This window comes from Ornithinibacillus massiliensis (genome assembly GCF_018310345.1).
Taxonomy (GTDB): Bacteria; Bacillota; Bacilli; order Bacillales; family Amphibacillaceae; genus Ornithinibacillus; species Ornithinibacillus massiliensis.
Genome location: NZ_JAGXBY010000004.1, coordinates 319,914 through 343,108 on the forward strand (window position 1 = coordinate 319,914; position 23,195 = coordinate 343,108).

The following is a 23,195-nucleotide window of genomic DNA, read 5'->3' on the forward strand; positions in this document are numbered from 1 at the left end:
AGTATCATTTATCATCTATCTATATGAATGGATTATTTTTATACATGGAATAATACCAACTGTATAGTTTAATTTCTAGGAGGAAATTGGGATTTGGATGAAATCGTCATTACATTACTACGAACACTAATCGTTTTTATTGTACTATTAATGTTGTTTCGTTTAATGGGGAAAAAAGAATTAGGAGAGATAAGTTTACTTGATATTATTGTCTCTCTCATGATCGCAGAACTAGCAGTTATATCAATTGAAGACATTAACATCTCTATGATTAGAGCATTATCGCCTATCTTTTTACTTATCCTCTTACAAGTAACACTCGAAACCTTTGGAATAAAAAGTCAACCATTTCGTAAAATAGTTGAAGGTACGCCAGTTATGTTAATTGATAATGGCAAATTAATTGAGGAAAATCTCCGAAAGCATAAATATACTTTAGATGATATTCTATTTCAATTAAGGCAAGCAGAGATCGCCGATATAAGTGAAGTAGAATATGCTGTATTGGAAAGGTCTGGAAAATTATCTATCTTCAAAAGAGGAAATAGCCAATTCACCTTACCATTGATCTTAGATGGCATCATTCAAGAGAACAATATTAAAATACTAAAAAGAACAAAGGAATGGTTACTAACTGAACTACAAAAAAGAGGCTACAATCAAATAGAGAATATATTTTATTGTAGCTACATGAACGAGGAATTTCACATTCAAGAGAAGGAACAGAATGGACGTGTCTAGTTTTAAATATTTATTGATAGATTAATTCCAGGCCGAGTATGAGATTCTCAACATAACGATAAAGCTTTCCCCTATCCCCTTTTACAATTACGTTTTAAGGAAGGTTGAGTGCCAGTTAATCTGAAAGTGTTCATCTATATCGTATCGTCACTAATCTTGTTAACTATTTGTTAAAACTAAATTTATTAGGTAAGTTCATGACTGTAACCCCGTACTATTTTGTAAAAAGCCTATCCAATCACCTACTACATAAGTAGTAATATTTTAATAATTCCATCCGATTTTGATTCCTAAGTTGCATATACCCCTTCTAATTCTTTTTTTATAATCAAATTACATGATTGATCTTGCTGCTATAAAAAATGATAAGGAGGAGAACCATGCTACGTAAACTAGTGTATATGATGTTATCGATTGCCTTAGTCACCATGACGTTGTTTAGTACTGTTGCTATAACCCAAGCCGGGTACGACTTTTTTAATGGACCGACGATTGAAAAACAACATCCTAAGAAGTCATCGCTTAAGCCACACCCGAAATTTTCTTGGGGTAATCCTGTCCCATCCTCGCCAGTTCTACATCCTGGCTCTATCAGAGGCGCTGGAATGATAGAAGCGCCGTTATCGAATATTGATTCCGTAATGGAATCGATGATTGATAATGGAGCATTCCCTGGTGCTGTTACCTTTGTCGCTCGAAGTGGACATATTGTTCAGCACGAAGCGTATGGACATGCTTATTTATACGAAGACGATCAATTTACTGAGGCAGACATTCCAATACTAATGAGAAAAGACACAATTTTTGACCTTGCTTCGATTAGCAAGATTTTCACAACAACAGCAGCAATGAAACTGTATGAAGATGGCCTTTTCCAACTTGATGATCCTGTCGCAAAACATATTCCAGAATTCGCAACGAACGGGAAGCAGCATGTAACGATTCGTCAACTCATGACCCACACATCCGGATTTCCACCTAGTGCCCCTGTCTATGATGTAGAGGGGACTCGTGAGGATCGCCACCAATATGTACTCCAGTATCCACTCACAAATGAACCTGGCACCGTATATACGTATAGTGATTTAAATATGATAACGTTAGGAATACTGATTGAGCGCTTATCTGGTCAAAGATTAGATCACTATGTCAAGGAAACCATCACAGATCCGCTTCATATGAACGATACGATGTATAATCCACCTGAATCATTAAAATACCGAATTGCCGCAACAGAGTATATGCCATGGACAGATAGAGGAATTGTATGGGGACAAGTTCATGACGAAAAAGCATGGGCACTCGACGGTGTTGCAGGTCATGCTGGTGTCTTTTCAACTGCTCATAACTTGGCCATTCTTGCACATATGTTTCTTAATGAAGGTAGATATGGTGGAATACAATTATTAAAGCCTGAAACGGTTGCTCTACTAGTAGAAAATCAAATACCCGAATTCCCTGGTGATGATCATGGACTTGGTTGGGAACTATCACAGATGTGGTATATGGAAGGCCTAACAGAGGCATCCTCCCTTGGACATACAGGTTATACTGGTACATCCATTGTAATTAATCAAAATAACGACACGATCGCCATATTACTAACCAATCGTGTTCATCCGAGCCGAAATACGGTGTCAACCAATCCAGCAAGACGCCAATTTGCCGAGCTAGTTGCTGATGCGATTCCTGTCTCAATGCCTAATAAGAAAGATGGCGCATGGTTTGCAGGATATGGTGACCTTTTAGATCGAACGCTAACCGCTGAAGTGAATTTAGATACAGATGCAACCTTAACATTTGATACATGGTATCGAACAGAACAAGACGCAGACTTTGGAATCGTCGAAATATCGTATGATGGAGAAAATTGGGTACAGCTAATCGAACCATTCACAGGTACTAGTATTGACTGGATATCGAAAGAAGTAACCATTCCAGCTGAGACTACACATATCCGTTTCCGCTACCATACAGACACGTATTATCATGGACGTGGTTGGTATGTTGCAAACCTGACGCTCCATAATTCTTCTCATACGAAACTACCGGTAGATTGGGTTAGTAACGATTGGGTAAAACGTAATTATTAAAGTTATATGTTATTTGTCACACTGTCCTAGGTAGAATAATCTTTCTTATAAAGACTAATCTTATGAAGTTACTACCCATAAGTTTCGAGTAAACTTATGGGTAGACTACTAGTTGACTTAGAAGCAAGGACATCTAACTGGATTCCACTCCCTAAAAGTTAAATTAGAAACTAACTTAGGGTCTATACCATACCAATGACTCCCCTGCAAATTAAAGTCCTATTTAATCTACCACGCAAGTAGCCTCTTCATTGTTAAATCCTTCAACAGACTCTACTGTTTTTGACTTCTTTCAAGCAATTTCCTTAAAGAATTTCTTTAAAGTCTATCTCCAACTCCCCCTTCATCTTCAGTAATGGCACCAACACTTCATTACGCTTTTCTATCCAATGCTTCTCTTAACAGTTCAGTGGTTTGACTGAATGGCGTTTTATCGATATAATATTAAACTTATCATTCGGCTAATCAGGTTTTTAAATTTAAATGAAGGTAGGTGAAATTATTTTAGACGACTATAATAGGTGTAGGTTCAGAAAGAGAGCAAGTGGTACTTCAGTTCCGTAACCTTTTCCTCAAGACATCAAAGATTATCAATAGAAGATTAACATAACGTTCTCGCTTCGTTATATATTCTGGGAGGAAAAGAATGAAAACAATAAAGAATTTCAAAACGGACTGGACTACATTTGCTGTAAGTGGAGGATTTTTATTCCTCTTTGTCATTTTTTCATTAATTGACATCGATATGGTTGAAGGTTGGGTAACCGATTCCTTCAATTGGTCCGTAACTTTTTTTGGTGCGTATTGGCAATTATTATTACTAGGGAATTTTGTAATTGGTATTATATTAGCTTTTTCTAAATATGGAAATCTGAAGTTAGGAAAATTGGAGAAGCCTGAGAACGGTTATTTCCGTTGGATTTCTATGATTTTATGTACGCTTCTAGCTAGTGGTGGTGTTTTTTGGGCTGCATCAGAGCCAATCTATCATTTTGTTACCACTCCACCGTTGTTTGAAAATATTGGGATGACACCACAAGAGGCAGTCACACCAGCTTTATCACAAAGCTTTGTGCACTGGGGCTTCCTAGCTTGGGCGTGTTTAGGTACGTTAACAACTATTGTCCTCATGTATGCTCATTATCATAAAGGATATCCACTTAAACCACGTGCTATTTTATACCCTATTTTCGGTGAAAAAATATTTACCAAAAGTATAATTGGTTCAACTGCCGATATTGTTTCCATTATTGCAGTTGCTGCAGGTACCATGGGTCCGATTGGATTTTTAGGTCTGCAAATTGGTTATGGACTTCACTTTTTACTGGATATTCCAGATACGTTGGCTACGAATATTATCGTTGTTGGCGCATTAATCCTTATTGCTGCTATATCAGTAGCAAGTGGTGTTGACAAAGGTATTCAATTCTTGAGTCGTTTAAATGTTATATTTGTTGTATTATTAACAGCAATTATTCTTATTATTGGCCCAACCATGTTTTTAATCGATTCTTTTATTAGTGCGGAAGCATTTCAATTACAGCATTTTTTCGAAATGAATTTATATCGCGCGGATCAAGCTTGGCTTGGTTATTGGACTGTATTTTTCTGGGGCTGGTTCCTAGGCTATGCACCAATGATGGCTATTTTTATTAGTAAAATATCGCGTGGTCGTACAATAAGAGAGCTTATTATAGCTGTAGCTATTATTGCTCCATTAGTTAGTAATTTCTGGTTTGCCGTTGTTGGTGGTACTGGATTATCACATGAACTAGAAAATCCTGGTTCCATTTCAACTCCATTAGATGCTGGTGGAATGCCTGCAACGGTAATGGCGATTATGGATCAACTACCAATGGGATTATGGATAGCTATTGGGTTCTTAATCGTTAGTATTGTGTTTGTATCGACTACAGTAGATTCCATTTCCTATACAGTAGCCGTTACCTTACAAGGGACAGATCAACCACAAAAATGGATGAGAGTATTTTGGGTCGTTTTATTCGGTATATTATCCGTCGTACTACTAACAATTGGAGAAGGAAGTATACAGGCATTACAAAACTTTATCGTTGTAACCGCAGTACCTGTATCGATATTGCTACTTCCACCACTATGGAGTGCACCAAAAATTGTAAAGCAGATGGCAAAAGAACAAAGTACAGTAGCTTCTGTTGAATCTACAAAGAAGTGAAGATAGAAGTTGTAAAATAAGAACTTTATAGACGAATATGTCTTACCATACCATTATTAATAAGTGAATTTATAAGAGATTGGGCCAGAGTGAAAGGCTCTATATGGAAAACCGAACTGTAAACGATACTAGCTCCGGAAATATACCTAGACTCCTTCGAGAGGATAGGACACGCTTGAGGCCCCCACTGTGAGGGCCCCTCATGAAGTTGTCGCACTTGTACTAAGAGTGACAGCGAACTATATTTTCCGGAGCAAGGTATGTGAACTATGTTCGGTTTTTCCTTTGATTAGAACCTTTCGTCCCAGCCTCTTACCTCTTAAATAGGAAAGCAAGAACCTCTAGATTATATCCACTAGCATGCACCGCTAAAAAACTATAGATCAAAGCTTTTGCACAAAAGTTGTACTGCTTTTTCCCCATTTTCGATATCTACAACATAAGAAATGCTGATTTCTGATGTCGTGACCTGATAAAATGGAATATCGGATTCAATTAATGTACGAAAGACTTTGGAGGCAACCCCCGTCATGTCACGCATTCCTGAACCAATAACGGATACTTTAGCAAATTGGTTTTCTATTTTGAAATAGAGCTCAGGATAGTCTTCTTTTAGATGGGAGAAGATTTTCTGGATTTGATATTCTTCCGTGTCTTTCATCGTAAAGGATAATTGTAATCCTTCATTGTTCGTGATCTGTGAGATCATATCGACATTAACTTCCTCTTGCTCCAAATGGATGAATACTCTATCAAGTAGGTGTATATCATTCTCAGGATAGTTCAATGTCACATGAATCATATCCTGATCAATCGCAACACCTGTGACCGCTTTTTTCTCTATCATTTCTACCGTTGACATAACCCAAGTTCCTTTCTCATCTGACAGTGTTTTACCTAAGTAAATAGGAATATTGAAATTCTTTGCTATTTCTACGCTTCGAGATACGAGAACACCTGAACCAAGCGCACTCATCTCCATCATTTCCTCATATGAAACTACTTGTAGCCGTTTAGCATTAGGATAGATTCGCGGGTCGGTACTATAAACCCCAGCCACATCTGTATAGATTTCGCATGGGCATTGAATTGCTGCTGCAAGTGCTACCGCTGTCGTATCAGATCCTCCACGGCCAAGTGTAGTAATTTCATTGTCCGTATTAAATCCTTGGAAACCAGCGACGATAAGAACATCATATGTTTCAAAGAGTTGCTCAAAAAGCTTAGTATTAATCTTTGAAATCTTGCTCTTTAAATGATGGCCAACTGTTTCGATACCAGCTTGGTAACCTGTAAGAGGCTTAGATTTTACTCCTAGATCATTTAGAATAATAGATAGATAGGAGATGGTCTGCTGTTCACCGGTTGTTAGGAGGACAGCCAAATCCTGTTCGTTAGGTGATTGAGTAATCATACTCACCTGTTCCAATAGTTCATCTGTTGTTTTCCCCATTGCACTAACGACTACTACTAGCTGTTCTCCCTGTCTCACGCGGTCCTTCAAGTAGCCTGCTATACCTTTAATTTTCTCCAGACTACTAACACTCGTACCGCCAAATTTAAGTACATTTCGTTTCATAATCTTCCTTCTTTCTACGGATGCTGCTACCTCCAAGATGGGTCAGAAATTGGGCATAGTATTATCCCAACAACAAAAAAACAAGCCGAGTATTCCGACTTGTTTCATGATCTGTCCTATGTACAAGTGGAAGCACTCCATTATTCAAAGAATAATGACAGACTGCATACTCTTAATATACAATCCAACAGAGACCTGTCTGCAAACAGAACTCTATTTCGGCAAAGGCCCCTTTCGCTTACTACAATTTGCAGATTTACATAGTAAGTTACTGATGACATTCGCACCTCATCCAGTTAGTATTCAATTAATATTGTAAGTATATGAAATTTTCTCCGAATTGTAAACCAATAGCTTAAAAGTTTATCAAACCTCTTTTAGATAATAGCCTATTTCTCAATATCCCTTCCTTTTCCTTAGAATTTTGTTACCAAAAAAAGCATTGCCTCCTTATGAAGCAATGCTTTTAAAAATGATTAAGGATGATATTCTAATGGTCCACCTGGTCCAAGTGGTAGTCCTAACAGCATCCAGACAATAAGCATAATCATCCAGCTAATTAGGAAGAATATAGAATATGGAACCATTGTGGAAATTAACGTACCAATACCCATTTTTTTATCATATTTCTGTGCAAATGCGATAATTATTGCAAAATAAGTCATCAATGGTGAAATGATATTCGTAGAAGAGTCTGCAATACGATATGCCATTTGTGTTAGCTCTGGTGAATACCCAAGCTGCATCATAATTGGTACAAAAACCGGTGCCATCATCGCCCATTTTGCAGAAGCACTTCCGATAAACAAATTAATAAATGCGGTAATCAAGATAAATAGAATAAGTAACGGAATACCAGTTAAATTAACACTCCCTAGAAAATCCGCTCCATAAACACCTATAACTAGTCCGATATTTGTTTCATTAAAGTATGCTACAAACTGTCCCGCTGTAAATGCCAAAACAATAAATGTTCCCATAGATGCCATGGTATCTGACATTTGGCTAGCAACATCCTTATCGCTTCGAATGGATTTGGTAACAATTCCATATGTTATACCAGGAATAAAAAATAGTATAGCAATAATTGGTACTAATGAACTCATAAATGGCGATCGAATTATTTGTTCCATTGCATCGCCCTCTAAACCGCGCATCGGTGCGTTTGGTGGAACTACAAGCAACAACGCAAGTACGATACCGATTACTACTGTAATACTAGCCCAGATTAGACCTTTTTTCTCAATTGCTTGAAGACCTTCCAATTCTTCTTTTTGATCACCTTTATAGGTGCCAAGTCGTGGTTCTACAATTCGTTCTGTAACCCATGCACCGACAAATGTTAATACGAATACTGAAACACCGATAAACAACCAGTTCATTGCTATGTTCATTGTCTCTGCATATGCTGGGTCAATAATTGCAGCAGCTGCAATCGTCAGCTCCCCTAACATCGCATCCGTACCAGATAATAATAGGTTAGCACTAAATCCTCCAGAAACACCAGCAAACGCTGCCGCCAGACCAGCTAGTGGATGCCTGCCAATCGCAGCAAAAATAAGTGCTCCTAGTGGTGGTAATACAACATACCCTGCATCGGATGCCACACTAGACATAATACCAGCAAAGACTAATCCTAACGTAATAAATCGATTAGGTACAGACAATACAAATCCTCTAAGAAGTGCGCTGATAAGCCCTGTACGCTCCGCCACTCCTATTCCTAACATCGTCAGTAGGACAACGCCCAATGGAGCAAAGCCGATAAAGTTACTTGTCATATTGGTGAATATATATTGAATACCCTCTGCACTTAGCAGATTATTGATCTCTACCGTGGTTCCTTCTTCACCAGGGTGTTCAACACTAATATTTAATGGTTGTAAAGCTGCCGAGAGTAAAATAACAAGAAGTGCCAAAATTGCAAACAATGTTGCTGGATGGGGCAGTTTATTCCCAACTAGTTCAATCCTATCTAAAGAGCTTTGAAATAGCCCCTTTCTTTTTTTCGCCATAAAAAATAGTCCTCCTAAAAACTAATTCTGTTGTTGTAAATTAAACTCATTTCTGAAAATTCAGATTAATAAGCAGGGTGAACACATTTTATCATTGAATAAAATAAATGCACAAATGACATAATAACAGGTTCTAGCCTATTTTTCAAATTAAAATGAAACGGTTTCCACTAATTAACAATTCTTAATCTATTCACCTTTTAGACGAGCACTTTACTTTTTATTATTCTTCGTCGGTATCCTCAACAAAACCGGAAATATAGTCATCAATTTCAATTTCTGCACATATGTTAAGTGCAAATTGCATTACTTCTAACTCCAAGACATATCCAGGAGAAAGCCCTTCTTCTACATAAACAACTGCTTTTAACTTAGGTTCTATTTGAAATTCTCTTATTAATTCGTTAATAATGTCCACTTTATCTTTAAAGACATGAACTACTTCTTTCATTAACTTTTCGAAATCGTAGGTTTCAACTATACCTGTACTGTATACCCATTCAGTAAATGTGTTTTGTCTTTTTATGTTAGGATTGTTTATGTTTACCCACTCTCCTAATTTTATCGTTTCCGTGGGGTTAATTCCTAACCTTTCTGTTACTATTGAAAGTGGAAAATCCCATTCAGGCTCTGTACTTGAAAGGGAAAAATAAATCTCAATTGATGTATCTTTAAACATATGAACCTCCCCTAAATTTCTATAGGCTTAGCGCTACTACGTGTCTAATTAATTTCCAACTTGTATCATATAACTTTATCTTTTCTTTTCTAATGGTCTGCCTTATCCCGTTGTTATCCTATATTCGACAAATTTTTCAAATCTCCTTCTTTATTAATAAGGGAAAGGAGGTAAAAAAAGTGCTATTATACTCGAAAAAACTTTCCAAAAAAATAACCCTCATCAAATGAAGGTTAATCAATCTGCAAATCTATAACGTCTTGTAGATATTGTCTTAGCATCATCACGAAAAAAAGTACTTATTGTAGATGTTTAGGTATATCATCAGCTTTGTAATTTAGGGTTTCTGTGAATATATTATCTGGTGATTGATTAGTGGTTTCTAATTGTTGTCCGAATGCTAAAACAATCAAGGGTAAGATGTGAAGGCATATCATCTCTTATAAAAAGTCTTTTTGCCCGTTTCATGTTTATTCTCCACCTATCATATAGTCACATCTTCTCAGGTTTCATTCATACCATACTCCTCTTGTATTTTAAATAAATCTAAGGTTGATTACACTACTTTCAAAAATAGATATTGTGCAGAAAAAATGTTGATTTTACATCTGGTCCCATATTTTTTTAATATATAATATCAAAACTAGTCCATGATTATTGCCATTATATCTTCCAGCCTTGCCAAGTTTTTTACCCTTGGATTTGAGTCGTCCAAAGGGAATTTTACAGTTACAATAAAATCAGAATTATTCCATTATCGGGCCATTTAGTTGTATAAGAGCATTTGACATATATTGTGAAGACTATGCATACTGGCTTGGTTGAGATATTCGAGTCCCACTCCATCATGGTGCTATGATGGAGTGGCTTTGATAATTAATGTCTAATTTGATCGATAATGTCGAATAAAGCTTCGTTGAATAGCTCCTTCTGATCAAGCATCGTCACATGTCCAGCATTTGGTATGGAGTAAAATTGTTTCATTGGCGCCTTGAGTTGATCGAAGTATGTGCGAGCGAGAGAATAAGGAGTTTGCCAGTCATCCTCGCCATGGATATAGAATACTGGAACTTGATAGTCTGAAGTTAACATGTTCAGATCGTAGAACTTAAACAAAAATCCCAAAATAGCACGCTGTTTTATTTCTAGTACATCGCTCATTAACATGTATTTAATATCTTTGAACGAGTAAAAGGGAGAACATAGTGCGCTCATAACTAGTTGAAATGATGGTTGCATCGCAAGCTTATACTTACCTTGCAACTTACGAAGTTTCATAAGCTTCTTGACCATGGCATCACTAAAATGGTGCTCGGGATAAGGACTTAAAGCCTGTAAGGTGCTAATATCTTTCTGATTTTTTACTTGCCTGCTGCATTCCAATGCTTTCTCGTAGCCAATTCGTTCGTTTTCAAACATATTTACAACTTGTCCAACTCCAATATAGGCTAGAACCATCTGCGGATATTGCATAGTGAATAGACTACCTAAGATAGAACCCCATGAATGACCAAACAGAAGGATTCGCTCTTTGTTATATTTCTTTTGTAAATAGCTCACAACTTCATATGTATCCTGTAACGCTTGTTCAATCGTTGTAGTCGGTGTGACTTTCTGTGGATCATTCGCAAAGAAGGTTTTACCGCTGTTTCGTTGTTCCCAGTGGACAACGGTTACTTTATCTTCCCAAGGAAACTGAAAGTCTTGGGCAAAAGGAAGCATCGGACTGCCAGGACCTCCATGCAAGAATAAGAGGACGGGATGATCCTTATTTTCACCACGATGATATAAAAACTGCTGGATTCCACCAATCGTCACGTACTCGCCCTCATCTATTCCGTTTGGTGTATGGATACGACAAGCTGTTGCACGCTTCTTTGTAAAGAGAAACCAATAAATCGCCATACTGATGCAGACAATAGCCGCTATGAAGATAATCAAAGATTGATTCATATGAATGTCTCCTCTAGTTATTTTTGATTGAATTTTCCTTGCACTTGCTTAGATATTCCGCGATTGCTTCTACAAGAATGCTTAATGCTTGTGTCCTTCCTTGTTCACCGTATTGGTTTTGATTTGAGGCGATAAAATGTAAGCCATCCATTAAATTCGCAAGTACGCCATAATCACATTGAGCATCCTCTATTCCCAAGCCATTCATTGTACGCTGAAAATTAGTTTTGGATTTATCCTTTTCCTTTTTGTTAATAGGATCTGGAAGCTTGCGCAGCAAATATTCTAGGTCTGATGGTTGAACATAGAGTGCAAGACTATCTGGCGCCAAGTAAATTTCATGTAGTGCACGCGTAATTTTGTCCTTAAAATGTCCCGAGCTAGCTCCGATTTCAAGAACTCGGTCAAGTAAAGCTTGCTCATTTTGCTTCATAATGTGGTAGAGAAATTCTTCCTTGGAAGGATAATAGGTATAGAAGGAACCTTTGGCTATTTGCACAGCTGCTGTAATATCATCAACCGTAACTCGCTTCATGCCTTTCTTACGAATGAGTTCTATTCCTTTGATATACATTGCATTTTTGATATGCTCCTTCTCCTGTTCACTTATGATCTTAGGCATACGTTCTTCTCCTTTAATGACTATTTATAATGAATTGAGTCAATATAAATATAATAAGACTAGACTCCGGTAAGAGTCAATGGTTTTAGCATAAAAATAGTTGAATTAAAACTCGGAATATTTTATCCGAATTAGATACGCAGCACATACATGAGCACTTAAAGGAGATTAATTTCTTTGTTAAGGATAAAAAGGACTAAACGAAGGATGATGTGTAATAAAAGAGGGCGTGCTTCTTCAATTAGCGGGCGCGATTGTTGAAGATCAAAGGTAGGAAATAACCAAAATTTTTTATGAAAACCCTATGGGACGAGATATACTGCGAGCCTGTTTTGATCAATCTATTTTTTTAAAAAAAGCTCTTTCTGAGTTGCTATATCAAGCTTTATCCGTTGTTTAATACTTCTGTAAAAGCTCAACATTTGTTATTTTCTCGTCAGAAAATACATTAATGTCTACATCTTCTTTTTGCCTTTTAACCATGCCTGCAGGATTTTTATTTATTACCTCACATTCAACCATGTAGTTTAAAAATACTCTAATCCTCATAAGCTTGGTATTAATTGTTCCCAATTGGTTTCCTTTCTCTTGACATTCCCAGAGATATTGCTTAATGTGACTGTAATTAATGTCTTCAACATTCACTACTTCGTTATCAATGCAATAGTTAATAAATTCCCCAAGCAACGTCTGATAATTCCTTATGTTCGTCTTCGTTGTGTTCTTAAATCTCCTGTCATCCAAAAAATCTTGAAAAGCAAACTTTAACAACATAAAAAGACTACCTCCTTTTTTTTAGGAAGTAGTCTATACTTTAGAAAAAAATATTTACATGACTGGTTCTCAGAAAGGGTGAAAAATAGCTTTAACTATTTCTCAGATGTTTGGCTAAAAAGCCTTACATCATACCGCCCATTCCACCCATATCCGGCATTCCGCCGCCACCAGCTGGGTTTTCTTCAGGAATATCCGCAACTACTGCTTCAGTAGTTAGGAACATAGCCGCTACAGATGCAGCGTTTTGTAATGCAGAACGAGTAACTTTTGTTGGGTCAACGATACCAGCGTTGAACATGTTTACCCATTCGCCAGTTGCTGCGTTGTAACCAATTCCAACTTCTTCGCCTTTTAGACGTTCTACAATAACAGATCCTTCTAGACCAGCATTGTGAGCGATTTGACGAACTGGCTCTTCTAGAGAACGAAGAACGATTTTCGCACCTGTTGCTTCGTCACCTTCAAGGTCTAGACCAGCAACTTTGTTGTATACGTTCACTAGTGCAGTACCACCACCAGAAACGATACCTTCTTCAACTGCAGCACGAGTTGAGTTTAGTGCGTCCTCAATACGTAGTTTGCGCTCTTTTAATTCTGTTTCAGTTGCAGCACCAACTTTGATTACTGCTACACCGCCAGCTAATTTAGCAAGACGTTCTTGTAATTTTTCTTTATCGAATTCAGAAGTAGTTTCCTCAGCTTGTGCACGGATTTGAGATACACGAGCAGAGATTGCTTCTGGGTTACCTGAACCTTCAACAATAGTAGTATGTTCTTTTGTTACCACTACTTTAGAAGCAGTACCTAATTGTTCGATAGAAGCACTCTTAAGCTCTAAGCCAAGATCTTCTGTAATCACTTGACCACCAGTTAAGATAGCAATATCTTCAAGCATTGCTTTACGACGGTCACCGAATCCTGGAGCTTTAACAGCTACAGCATTGAATGAACCGCGAAGTTTGTTTAATACTAATGTTGCAAGAGCTTCCCCTTCAACATCTTCAGCAATTAATAGAAGTGGCTTACCTTGTTGAACAACTTGCTCAAGAACTGGTAAGATTTCTTGGATATTGCTGATTTTCTTATCTGTAATTAGGATATAAGGATTTTCCAGAACAGCTTCCATTTTATCTTGGTCTGTTACCATGTAAGGAGAAGCATATCCACGGTCAAATTGCATACCTTCTACTACTTCAAGCTCCGTAGTGAATCCTTTTGATTCTTCAATTGTGATAACACCATCGTTACCAACACGTTCCATAGCTTCAGCGATTAAGTGACCTACTTCATCATCTGCAGCAGAAATTGCAGCAACTTGTGCAATAGATTCTTTACCTTCGATTGGTTTAGAAATAGCTTGTAATTCTTCAACAGCAGTTGCTACAGCTTTTTCAATACCACGGCGAATACCTACAGGGTTTGCACCGGAAGTTACGTTTTTAAGACCTTCACGGATCATTGCTTGTGCAAGAACTGTTGCAGTCGTAGTACCGTCACCAGCAACATCGTTTGTTTTTGAAGCAACTTCAGAAACAAGCTTTGCACCCATATTTTCAAATGCATCTTCTAATTCGATTTCTTTTGCGATCGTAACACCATCATTCGTAATTAAAGGTGAACCGAATTTTTTATCTAAAACAACGTTACGACCTTTTGGTCCTAATGTTACTTTTACAGCATTTGCTAATGTATCTACACCGCGAAGCATTGCGCTACGTGCGTCTTCACTAAATTTAATTTCTTTAGCCATCTTGAAATGCCCTCCTTAAATTTTCATTTATTTATCGATAATGTTAATTAGTTAACTACTGCTAAAATATCACTTTCACGTAGAATTAAGTATTCAGTTCCATCGTACTTTACTTCAGTTCCAGCGAATTTAGAGAAGATGATACGGTCTCCTTCTGAAACTTCAAGTGCAACTCTTTCTCCACCATCAGTTACACGACCAGTGCCTACTGCAACAACGCGACCTTCTTGTGGTTTTTCCTTTGCAGAGTCTGGAAGTACGATACCGCTTGCAGTCTTTTCTTCTTGTTCAACAAGCTCGATAACAACACGATCTCCTAGTGGTTTAATCATGAAGATAACCTCCTTAATTCCTTTTTGATATAGTTTAATCATTTGTTAGCACTCTCTAAACCCGAGTGCTAATTCCAATTAATATAATAAATAAAAATGTTATGTTTTGCAAGTATAGAGTTGTATATTTTTTTAAAAAACTTGTCCGAGATGATTCTATTATTATCCATCGCTTGAATATGATAAAATACACAGGAATCAGTTTGTCGCTAATACTATAAAACATGTAGACTTTAAGGAGCTGAATCTATTGCCTAAACGATACTGGTGGGTCATTCTTACTTATATAGCTATGCAACTTTCAGGAGGTATTTTTCGCCCCGTACTGCTTCGACTTTTCCCTGCTCATCAACTCGAAGCTCTAATCTTTTATTCCATCTTTAGTTTTACAATTGGTTTAATTATTGTTTTAATATTAATGAAACCTGATATGCAGATGTCCCAGACTAGAAGTAAGTGGTTTACAAGTGATGTGATAGGATGGACTGTATTAGGAGTCTTCTTGGCTTATTTCGCTCAAGGTATTGCGACCATGATAGAAATGAACATATTTGGTATCCGAACAGGTTCAGAAAATACACAAGCAATCATGCAGATTACGAGGACCGTTCCATTATTCGCGATTGTACCTGCAATTATTGCACCAATATTAGAAGAAGTGATTTTCCGAAAGATTATTTTTGCTTCGTTATATAAACGTACTAATTTCTTTATTGCGGCGTTAATTTCCGCACTCATTTTCGGGATTATACATGGTGAACCTGAGCACATTCTAATATACGCATCAATGGGATTTGTATTTGCATTTCTGTATGTGAAAACGAAAAAAATCATTGTTCCGATTATTGTTCACATGACGTTAAATTCTATCTCCGTCATCTACCAATACTCGCTTACACCAGAACAAATTGAACAGATTGAACAGCAATGGAATCAGATCCAAATGATTCTAATCGGAGGTTAATTATTTATGAGAATTACCGCAAGGACCTTGGCACTAATATACTTTACGATGGGAGTCTTTTTTATTTATGTTGCAATTTCTTTTGCAGAAGAAACGGTTTTTAATTTCATGACCATTCTGCTAGCTATTTTTGCTACATTAGACTTCGGTGCTGGGATTCGTTATATGCGACTGCATTATAAGTTAAAGAATATAAAAAAGAAATAACTATATGGAAAGTAAAAGCTCCTACAATCTGGTAGGAGCTTATTTATGTATTAGCTGAGATGTGTGTTAAAACTTCCTAATATGTATTCTCTTCCTCATTACCCATCTTCTCTAACGGATAATGCTTTAAGAAATACACTAATGCCTGTAATTCAATAGCTAAATCAATATGGTGCACGCGAACATCGTCCGGTACAGTAATACGTGCTGGTGTGAAATTTAAAATACCTTTGATACCTTTTACTACTAATCGTTCCGTTATACGGTCAGCTTCTTGAGCCGGTATGGTTAGAATTGCTACTTTCACATTACCTAATCTCTCTTCCATATCATCAATATGATAAATCGGAACGCCACCAATTTCTTTCCCCACTTTTTCAGGGTCCGCATCAAAGGCTAGCATAATTTTCGTATTATTATTTTTTGTGAAATTATAGTTTAGAAAGGCTGTACCTAGATTACCTACCCCAATTAATGCTACTTCGGTAAGCTCATCCTGGTCTAATGTTTTCCGGAAAAAACCTAATAAATATTCAACATTATACCCATAGCCCTTTTTCCCAAGTGCTCCAAAATAGGAAAAATCTCTACGAATAGTAGCTGAATCCACTTTGACAGCCTCACTTAGCTCCTTTGAGGAAACACGGGTCTTTCCTTGCATTTGTAAATTATTTAAAAAACGATAATATAATGGGAGTCTTTTAGCAGTCGCTTGTGGTATTTTGTTTTGATCCAAGCTGATTCCTCCTTACCATCTATCCAAATCTTCGCTTAAAACATAATGGAACAATAATAATGTATAAATTAGTACCAATTTCTATTTTATCAGATTTTTTCTATTAAGTCGTGATTAACTTCACATATTCACAATATTATTGCTCGAACGGCTATATTTGGATACACTTAAATTACTAGAGGTGACCATGATGATAATTATGCAATTAAATGATCTCTCCAAATCATTTGGAGCTGAAGAAATATTAGCAAATATAAAAATAGAAATAAAAGATAAAGATAGAATAGCGATAGTAGGTCGGAATGGTGCTGGAAAGTCTACCCTTCTTAAAATAATGGCTGGTGAGATGTCCTATGATACCGGTGAATTAATTAAGCCGAAGGACCTCACTATCGGTTATTTATCACAGCATACCGGCCTAGAATCATCTAACACGATTTGGAACGAAATGTTAGAGGTCTTCTCCGATTTAATTCTACAAGAGAAGAAGCTACGATCCATGGAAGCAAAAATGGCCCAAGTACATGAACTAGAACCAGCTGATGCAGAGAAATTATTGGCCGAATATGACCGCTTGCAGCAGGACTTTGAAACGAACGGTGGATACAGCTATGAATCTGAAATCAAGGCTGTCCTATCTGGTTTAAACTTTCTAGATTACGATGACCAAACACCGATTAATGAGTTAAGTGGTGGACAGAAGACGCGCCTTGCATTAGGGAAGCTATTACTAAAGAAACCAAACTTACTCATATTAGACGAACCGACCAACCACCTAGATATCGATACATTATCCTGGCTTGAGAAATACCTTTTAAGTTATCCAGGTGCGGTAGTTATTGTCTCGCATGATCGTTATTTCCTTGATAAAACCGTAAGCCTGGTTTATGAAATATCACGCCACCGCACGAAGCGATACCATGGAACATACAGTGATTTTCTAACGCAAAAGGCACTCAACTTTGAACAGGAAATGAAAGAGTTTGAGAAGCAGCAAACCGAAATCAAGAAAATGGAAGAATTTATCCAACGAAATTTAGTACGAGCATCCACGACTAAACGTGCACAAAGTAGACGGAAGCAGTTAGAGAAGATGGATCGACTAGATAGACCTTTAGGAGATGAATCTTCCGCTTCGATCACATTTGAAATTACGAAACGAACTGGGAACGATGTCTTAAAAATTAACGATCTCTCCTTCCGCTATGATGAAGGAGGAGACCCGATTTTTAAAGATGTAACGTTTCACGTATCACGCGGTGAGAGTATTGCCTTAGTTGGCCCTAATGGAGTCGGAAAAACAACCCTGCTTAAAAATATACTAGGGAAGTTAGCGCCTAGTGAAGGAACTATTCAACTTGGTACGAATGTACAAATTGGTTACTATGACCAAGAACAGGCTAATTTAAGCTCACACAAGACCGTATTAAATGAATTATGGGATGAATACCCACATGTCAATGAAAAGGATATTCGTACGATTCTTGGCAATTTCCTTTTTTCCGGAGATGATGTGTTAAAGCCTGTCCAATCCCTTAGTGGTGGAGAAAAAGCACGTCTCGCACTTGCCAAGCTTCGTATGCAAAAAGCAAACCTATTAATTTTGGACGAACCGACGAACCATCTTGATATTGATAGTAAGGAAGTATTAGAAGCCGCACTAATTGATTTTCCTGGAACGATTGTCTTTGTATCCCATGACCGTTACTTCATCAATAAGATCGCTGATAAAGTGGTCGAAATGCAACGGGATGGTGCTACTGTTTATCTCGGCGATTATGATTACTATATCGAGAAAAAACAGGAGGAAGAAGAGTTAGAGCGTCTTCAAGCAGAAGAAAATCAACCTAAGGCTACAAATGAAAAGAAATTAAGCTTTAAGGAAGAGAAAAAACGCCAAAGTGAAGAGCGAAAAAGAGAACGACAAATTGCTAAATTGGAAGAGGATATTGAAAGATTAGAAGAAGAGCTAGCATCTCTTGAGGAAGAAATGACAAAACCAGAAGTGTACGAAAACCATGAAAAGGCGTTAGAATATACCAATAAAACCAATGAAGTAAAACAAGAAATCGAGAATTTGATGGATGAGTGGACCCTATTACAGGGCTAATAAGGAAGGCAGGTTAAGCTCTATGTAACCTGCCTTTCCTTTACTGCGGATAGCTTGAAAGATATTCCATTACCTCATTTGGTATTTAACCACTCATTCAAAGGGGATTACGAAAACCATTACTATCCACAACGTTATCCACTTACAAACGCCCAATATAGCCATTATCAACAAATTTATTCACATTATCCACATAGAATTTCAATGTTATCCACATTTTTTATTAACATGACAAAAGCCAATATAATAGGAAAAAGAAAAAAATACCCACAACCCTGTGGATATTTTCTTAACGTAATAGTAAGGAAGGATTAGCATTTAAATCCATTCCAGAACGCTTCCCTTGTTCATAATTAATTGTCCCTGCTGCTGCAATCATAGCGGCATTATCCGTACATAACCTTAAAGGTGGTATTAACAATGGAATCGTGGTCTCTTTAAACTTGGCCTCAAGCTCTGCACGTAGTCCTTTATTAGCAGCTACACCACCTGCTACGATTACTTGCTTTACATTATATTGCATTGCCGCTTTAAGCGTCTTTGTTGCTAATACATCGATTACACTTGCCTGAAAGCTTGCTGCTATATCTTCTTGCTTGAACGTTATATCTTTTTGTTTGGCATTGTGGATTTTGTTAATAACTGCTGATTTCAGCCCACTAAAGCTAAAATCGAAACTATCTTCCTCCAACCATGCTCTCGGAAAATCAATAACAGCCTCGCCTTCTGCTGCGAGTCGATCTATATGCGGTCCTCCTGGATAGGGGAGATTTAACATTCTTGCCACTTTGTCATAAGCCTCACCAGCCGCATCATCCCTTGTCTCGCCAATTACTTCATAGCTACCATGCTCTTTCATTAGAACGAGCTCAGTATGCCCTCCTGAGACAATTAACGCTAATAGTGGAAATTGAAATTCCTCCTCTAAGCGATTAGCATAAATATGTCCCGCAATATGATGAACACCAACTAACGGCTTTCCTTTCGCAAAGGCCAGTGCCTTTGCTGCGTTTACACCAATTAGAAGTGCTCCAACTAATCCTGGCCCCTCTGTTACCGCAATCGCGTCAATATCATCCCAGTCTAGACCAGATTCATTAAATGCTTCCTCTAATACTAGCGTAATCTGTTCTACATGATGTCTAGAGGCTATCTCTGGGACCACGCCTCCAAATCGCTTATGACTTTCTATTTGCGAAGCAACAACATTAGATAGTACTTCTCTACCGTTCTTTACTATGGAAACCGCTGTTTCATCACAGCTTGTTTCAATTCCAAGTATATATTTATCCTTCATATTAAGTTCACCCACATGACTACAGCATCCTCTTGATTGTCTGTATAATAGTTTTTTCGAATTCCACCAGGAACGAGTCCAAATTTCCGATACAGCTTTTGGGCAACAATATTCGTTACACGTACCTCTAAAGACAACCTAGTCGCCCCCAAACCGATTGCTTGTTGTAAAGCAAAACGAAATAGCTTTTCCCCTAGCTTCTGACCCCTAAACCCTGGGAGTATCGCGATATTCGTAATTTGTGCATCATCAAATACAACCCACATACCTACATAACCAATTATCTTCTGATCAATCTCAATAATATAGTAATAAGCATGCTGATTTTGCGTTAGTTCTTGCCTAAAGATCTGCTCATTCCAAGGAGAAGAAAAGGACGCCAACTCTACAAGCATTACTTGGTCAATATCTGCTAATTCCATTTTTCTAATTGTTAGTTCAGCCATTTTCTTTATCCTTCTGTTGCTCTAACCAATTAGCTTCTGCTTCTGCTAAACGTAAATAATTTGGTGTTAATGCATGGGTTTCTTCGATATCCTTGTCTTCCGCAGCTAATACTAAATCAGAAGGCTTGGGAATATGGTAAGCCATTTCAGGTATTACTGCTTGGCTCCCCAGCTTTTCTACTATGATTTCTCGATTCTTCTCGATATCCGGGCTTAAGAAAATAACGTTTTTATCCAAGCCTGCGAGTCTGTCCAACCAATCAGCAAAAGTAGTATTCTGTTCTTCTATTATTTGTACTAATTTTCCTTGCCTGTTTTCATACAAGCCTGTATAAACCAGACCTCTCCTTGCATCAAAAAACGGGCATATTAGAGCATCAGAAAAGACTGCACGGTAAGCCAATAACTCTAAGCTTGACACACCTACCACCGGGATATTTAAAGACCAGGCTAATGTTTTAGCTGTAGTTAATCCAATTCGTACGCCAGTATAGGAACCTGGACCCTTGGCTACCACAATTTTATCTAGCTGTTCTGGCTTCAGATTAACTTCTTTCATTAATTGTTCAATAGCTGGCATCAGTCTAACTGAATGGTTTTTGGCTATATTTGTCACGACTTCCCCAACTACTTCTTTATTTTTTACGATTGCGACACCTAATGCTTGATTGGATGTGTCCATTGCCAGTATATACATCTAACGTAACTCCTTCTCTAACCAAATCCTTACCTTATAAAGCTTTAACAACCTGTTCAAAATGCTCACCAATTGGATCAAATTCAATGACTCTTGACTGCTCGTCCAAATAATTTATTGTTATATTTAACCGCTCGACAGGGAGATAATCTTCAATAAACTGTGCCCATTCTACTACGGTTATACCATTACCATTAAAATACTCATCAAATCCAATATCCTCATCCGAGTCTTCTAATCGATAAACATCCATATGATAGAGAGGCATAATGCCTTCGTATTCTTTAATTATCGTAAAGGTAGGACTGCTTAAGGTTCTTTTTATAGCTAGTCCTGAGGCTATCCCTTTTGTAAATGTTGTTTTACCTGCTCCTAAGTCTCCCTCAAGAGTTAATACATCACCAGGCTTTAATAAGGAAACTAACTTCTCAGCCAATGCCATTGTTTCCTCCGCGTTACTAGTTTCCACTTTATATTTACCCATTATGTCACCTACTTAAGTGGTTATATCCTTTTTTCTCTAACTGAATTATTTTACCATTTTCCTGCTGTAAAAACACCTTGCCAGCGTCCTTTTCATTCGTTATATAGCCAATTTCTGTTAAGCGTAAGCTAAGTTGCTGTGCACGCTGCTTTACTAATTCCCAATCGCTTCGGGAAACCGTACCAAGTAATTCAAAATCTTCTCCACCAAATAACTTCCAATTGTATTGAAGATTAGAATCAAATTGCGCATATGCGGGATGAACTGGTATTTTATCCTCTATTAATACCATACCGACTTTAGATGACTCGGCAAGCTCATGTGCTTCACTTGCAATACCATCGCTTATATCGTTTAGTGCTACCCTATTTATTTGCTGTAATCCTAGTGAAAACTCAACCCTTGGACTAGGTAATTGATGTCTTCTTTTAAAATATTCCTCTTCTTTATACGTTCCCGCATTCTGTAATATATGTAATCCTGCTTGAGAATCTCCCAAGGTTCCGGTAACAAATACTACATCACCTTCTTTAGCAGCACTTCTCAGTCTTGAAATATTTCTATTAGCATATCCTATAACAGTTATAGAAATTACCAACTCTGTTCCCGATACAGTATCACCACCAATTAGGTCTACCTTATACCGATCAGCAAGACTTTTCATACCATTATAGATTTCTGCTAATTCTTCATTGGACCAATCGTTAGATATGGATATGGCTACTAAATAATATGCTGGTGTTGCTCCCATTGCCGCAATATCACTTAAATTTGCTGCTAGTGCCTTATAACCGATATGATAGGGCTTCATCGCACTTTTAATAAAATGAACATGTTCAACTAACATATCCTTCGCAATCACTATATCCTCTCCACTTGGACGGATAATAGCTGCATCATCTCCTACTCCTTTACGCAGCGTTGGTTGTCTATAATAGGATTGCTGAATTGATTGTATAAATGAGAATTCATCCACACCACTCACCCTACTTTCTATAACACTACATCCATGATAGCAAAAAGATTATGTAGATACTATTTTACACGCTTTTAAAAAACAAAAAAACATGATTTCCTTAGAAATCATGTTTGATTATGTATATTATGTTAAATGGCGGTCCGGACGGGACTCGAACCCGCGACCTCCTGCGTGACAGGCAGGCATTCTAACCAACTGAACTACCGGACCACTTTCAAAATTGTATAAATTCTCATGAGAAAAATCCAACTAGCTAATAGTTGAAATAAATTGGTTGCGGGGGCAGGATTTGAACCTACGACCTTCGGGTTATGAGCCCGACGAGCTACCAGACTGCTCCACCCCGCGGTAATATAAAGTATTTAATTATAATCATGCACTTATGTTTTGTGCAATTAAATATATAATAAAACTTGCCTGGCAACGTCCTACTCTCGCAGGGGCAATGCCCCAACTACCATCGGCGCTGAGAAGCTTAACTTCTGTGTTCGGTATGGGAACAGGTGTGACCTTCTCGCCATCATCACCAGACAATGGTTT

The 23,195-nt window shown here is 37.5% G+C and carries 20 protein-coding genes, 2 tRNA genes, 1 rRNA gene and 1 riboswitch; of the genes, 6 read left to right on the forward strand and 17 right to left on the reverse strand.

What is annotated here, in order from left to right:
* The first annotated feature begins 93 nt into the window (after positions 1-93).
* The 3 genes from KGF86_RS13675 (at position 94) to KGF86_RS13685 (ending at position 5,028) form a co-directional block, all read left to right on the forward strand.
* Positions 94-741: a DUF421 domain-containing protein gene (locus KGF86_RS13675; protein ID WP_211742211.1), complete on the forward strand. Its 648-nt coding sequence runs from the start codon at positions 94-96 to the stop codon at positions 739-741.
* 380 nt (positions 742-1,121) lie between these two features.
* Positions 1,122-2,834: a serine hydrolase domain-containing protein gene (locus KGF86_RS13680; RefSeq protein WP_211742212.1), complete on the forward strand. Its 1,713-nt coding sequence runs from the start codon at positions 1,122-1,124 to the stop codon at positions 2,832-2,834.
* Between the two features lie 646 nt (positions 2,835-3,480).
* Positions 3,481-5,028, forward strand: a complete 1,548-nt coding sequence (locus KGF86_RS13685; RefSeq protein ID WP_211742213.1) for a BCCT family transporter — start codon at positions 3,481-3,483, stop codon at positions 5,026-5,028.
* Between the two features lie 376 nt (positions 5,029-5,404).
* On the opposite strand, the gene KGF86_RS13690 is transcribed toward KGF86_RS13685, so the two are convergent.
* The 8 genes from KGF86_RS13690 to groES all read right to left on the reverse strand — a co-directional run bounded on the left by KGF86_RS13690 (position 5,405) and on the right by groES (position 14,735).
* Positions 5,405-6,607 carry an aspartate kinase gene (locus KGF86_RS13690; protein ID WP_211742214.1) on the reverse strand — a complete coding sequence of 401 codons (1,203 nt, stop codon included), beginning with the start codon at positions 6,605-6,607 and terminating at the stop codon, positions 5,405-5,407.
* A gap of 122 nt (positions 6,608-6,729) precedes the next feature.
* Positions 6,730-6,907: riboswitch (Lysine riboswitch) on the reverse strand.
* A 176-nt stretch (positions 6,908-7,083) separates the two neighbouring features.
* Positions 7,084-8,622 carry an AbgT family transporter gene (locus tag KGF86_RS13695; protein ID WP_211742215.1) on the reverse strand — a complete coding sequence of 513 codons (1,539 nt, stop codon included), beginning with the start codon at positions 8,620-8,622 and terminating at the stop codon, positions 7,084-7,086.
* A 223-nt stretch (positions 8,623-8,845) separates the two neighbouring features.
* Complete coding sequence (locus KGF86_RS13700; RefSeq protein WP_211742216.1) at positions 8,846-9,301, reverse strand: DUF4279 domain-containing protein; 456 nt, start codon at positions 9,299-9,301, stop codon at positions 8,846-8,848.
* A gap of 876 nt (positions 9,302-10,177) precedes the next feature.
* Positions 10,178-11,254 carry an alpha/beta fold hydrolase gene (locus KGF86_RS13705; RefSeq protein WP_211742217.1) on the reverse strand — a complete coding sequence of 359 codons (1,077 nt, stop codon included), beginning with the start codon at positions 11,252-11,254 and terminating at the stop codon, positions 10,178-10,180.
* Positions 11,255-11,267: 13 nt separating this feature from the next.
* Complete coding sequence (locus tag KGF86_RS13710; RefSeq protein WP_211742218.1) at positions 11,268-11,876, reverse strand: TetR/AcrR family transcriptional regulator; 609 nt, start codon at positions 11,874-11,876, stop codon at positions 11,268-11,270.
* Positions 11,877-12,272: 396 nt separating this feature from the next.
* Positions 12,273-12,650, reverse strand: coding sequence for a phage integrase SAM-like domain-containing protein (locus KGF86_RS13715; protein WP_211742219.1), 378 nt, complete (start codon positions 12,648-12,650; stop codon positions 12,273-12,275).
* A 124-nt stretch (positions 12,651-12,774) separates the two neighbouring features.
* A complete protein-coding gene (groL, locus tag KGF86_RS13720) occupies positions 12,775-14,403 on the reverse strand; it encodes a chaperonin GroEL (RefSeq protein WP_211742220.1) in 1,629 nt (542 codons plus the stop codon).
* Positions 14,404-14,450: 47 nt separating this feature from the next.
* A complete protein-coding gene (gene groES, locus KGF86_RS13725; protein ID WP_186869093.1) occupies positions 14,451-14,735 on the reverse strand; it encodes a co-chaperone GroES in 285 nt (94 codons plus the stop codon).
* 250 nt (positions 14,736-14,985) lie between these two features.
* Between groES and KGF86_RS13730 the strand changes: the two genes are divergently transcribed.
* A complete protein-coding gene (locus KGF86_RS13730) occupies positions 14,986-15,699 on the forward strand; it encodes a CPBP family intramembrane glutamic endopeptidase (RefSeq protein ID WP_211742221.1) in 714 nt (237 codons plus the stop codon).
* A 6-nt stretch (positions 15,700-15,705) separates the two neighbouring features.
* Entirely contained in the window at positions 15,706-15,906 is a 201-nt protein-coding gene (locus KGF86_RS13735; RefSeq protein WP_186869095.1) for a YdiK family protein, read from the forward strand.
* Between the two features lie 76 nt (positions 15,907-15,982).
* On the opposite strand, the gene KGF86_RS13740 is transcribed toward KGF86_RS13735, so the two are convergent.
* Positions 15,983-16,642, reverse strand: coding sequence for a redox-sensing transcriptional repressor Rex (locus KGF86_RS13740; protein ID WP_246521561.1), 660 nt, complete (start codon positions 16,640-16,642; stop codon positions 15,983-15,985).
* A 190-nt stretch (positions 16,643-16,832) separates the two neighbouring features.
* Here KGF86_RS13740 and KGF86_RS13745 point away from each other — a divergent pair, with 190 nt between their 5' ends.
* Entirely contained in the window at positions 16,833-18,752 is a 1,920-nt protein-coding gene (locus KGF86_RS13745) for an ABC-F family ATP-binding cassette domain-containing protein (protein ID WP_211742237.1), read from the forward strand.
* A gap of 289 nt (positions 18,753-19,041) precedes the next feature.
* Here the strand turns inward: KGF86_RS13745 and tsaD are convergent, their stop codons facing one another.
* The 8 genes from tsaD to rrf all read right to left on the reverse strand — a co-directional run bounded on the left by tsaD (position 19,042) and on the right by rrf (position 23,186).
* The gene (gene tsaD, locus KGF86_RS13750) at positions 19,042-20,049 is read right to left on the reverse strand and encodes a tRNA (adenosine(37)-N6)-threonylcarbamoyltransferase complex transferase subunit TsaD (protein ID WP_211742222.1); all 1,008 of its coding nucleotides are present in this window, start codon (positions 20,047-20,049) and stop codon (positions 19,042-19,044) included.
* Positions 20,046-20,495, reverse strand: coding sequence for a ribosomal protein S18-alanine N-acetyltransferase (gene rimI, locus KGF86_RS13755; protein WP_211742223.1), 450 nt, complete (start codon positions 20,493-20,495; stop codon positions 20,046-20,048). Before rimI ends, tsaD begins: the two co-directional genes overlap by 4 nt.
* Positions 20,488-21,192, reverse strand: coding sequence for a tRNA (adenosine(37)-N6)-threonylcarbamoyltransferase complex dimerization subunit type 1 TsaB (gene tsaB / locus KGF86_RS13760; protein ID WP_211742224.1), 705 nt, complete (start codon positions 21,190-21,192; stop codon positions 20,488-20,490). Before tsaB ends, rimI begins: the two co-directional genes overlap by 8 nt.
* 34 nt (positions 21,193-21,226) lie before the next feature.
* Positions 21,227-21,676: a tRNA (adenosine(37)-N6)-threonylcarbamoyltransferase complex ATPase subunit type 1 TsaE gene (gene tsaE / locus KGF86_RS13765; RefSeq protein ID WP_211742225.1), complete on the reverse strand. Its 450-nt coding sequence runs from the start codon at positions 21,674-21,676 to the stop codon at positions 21,227-21,229.
* Between the two features lie 4 nt (positions 21,677-21,680).
* Positions 21,681-22,652 (reverse strand): thiamine-phosphate kinase, encoded by a 972-nt coding sequence (thiL, locus tag KGF86_RS13770; RefSeq protein WP_211742226.1) that lies wholly within the window; start codon positions 22,650-22,652, stop codon positions 21,681-21,683.
* Positions 22,653-22,788: 136 nt separating this feature from the next.
* Positions 22,789-22,865: transfer RNA gene (locus tag KGF86_RS13775), tRNA-Asp, on the reverse strand.
* A 61-nt stretch (positions 22,866-22,926) separates the two neighbouring features.
* A tRNA-Met gene (locus KGF86_RS13780) sits at positions 22,927-23,003 on the reverse strand.
* 67 nt (positions 23,004-23,070) lie between these two features.
* A 5S ribosomal RNA gene (rrf, locus tag KGF86_RS13785) occupies positions 23,071-23,186 on the reverse strand.
* Positions 23,187-23,195 lie beyond the last annotated feature (9 nt).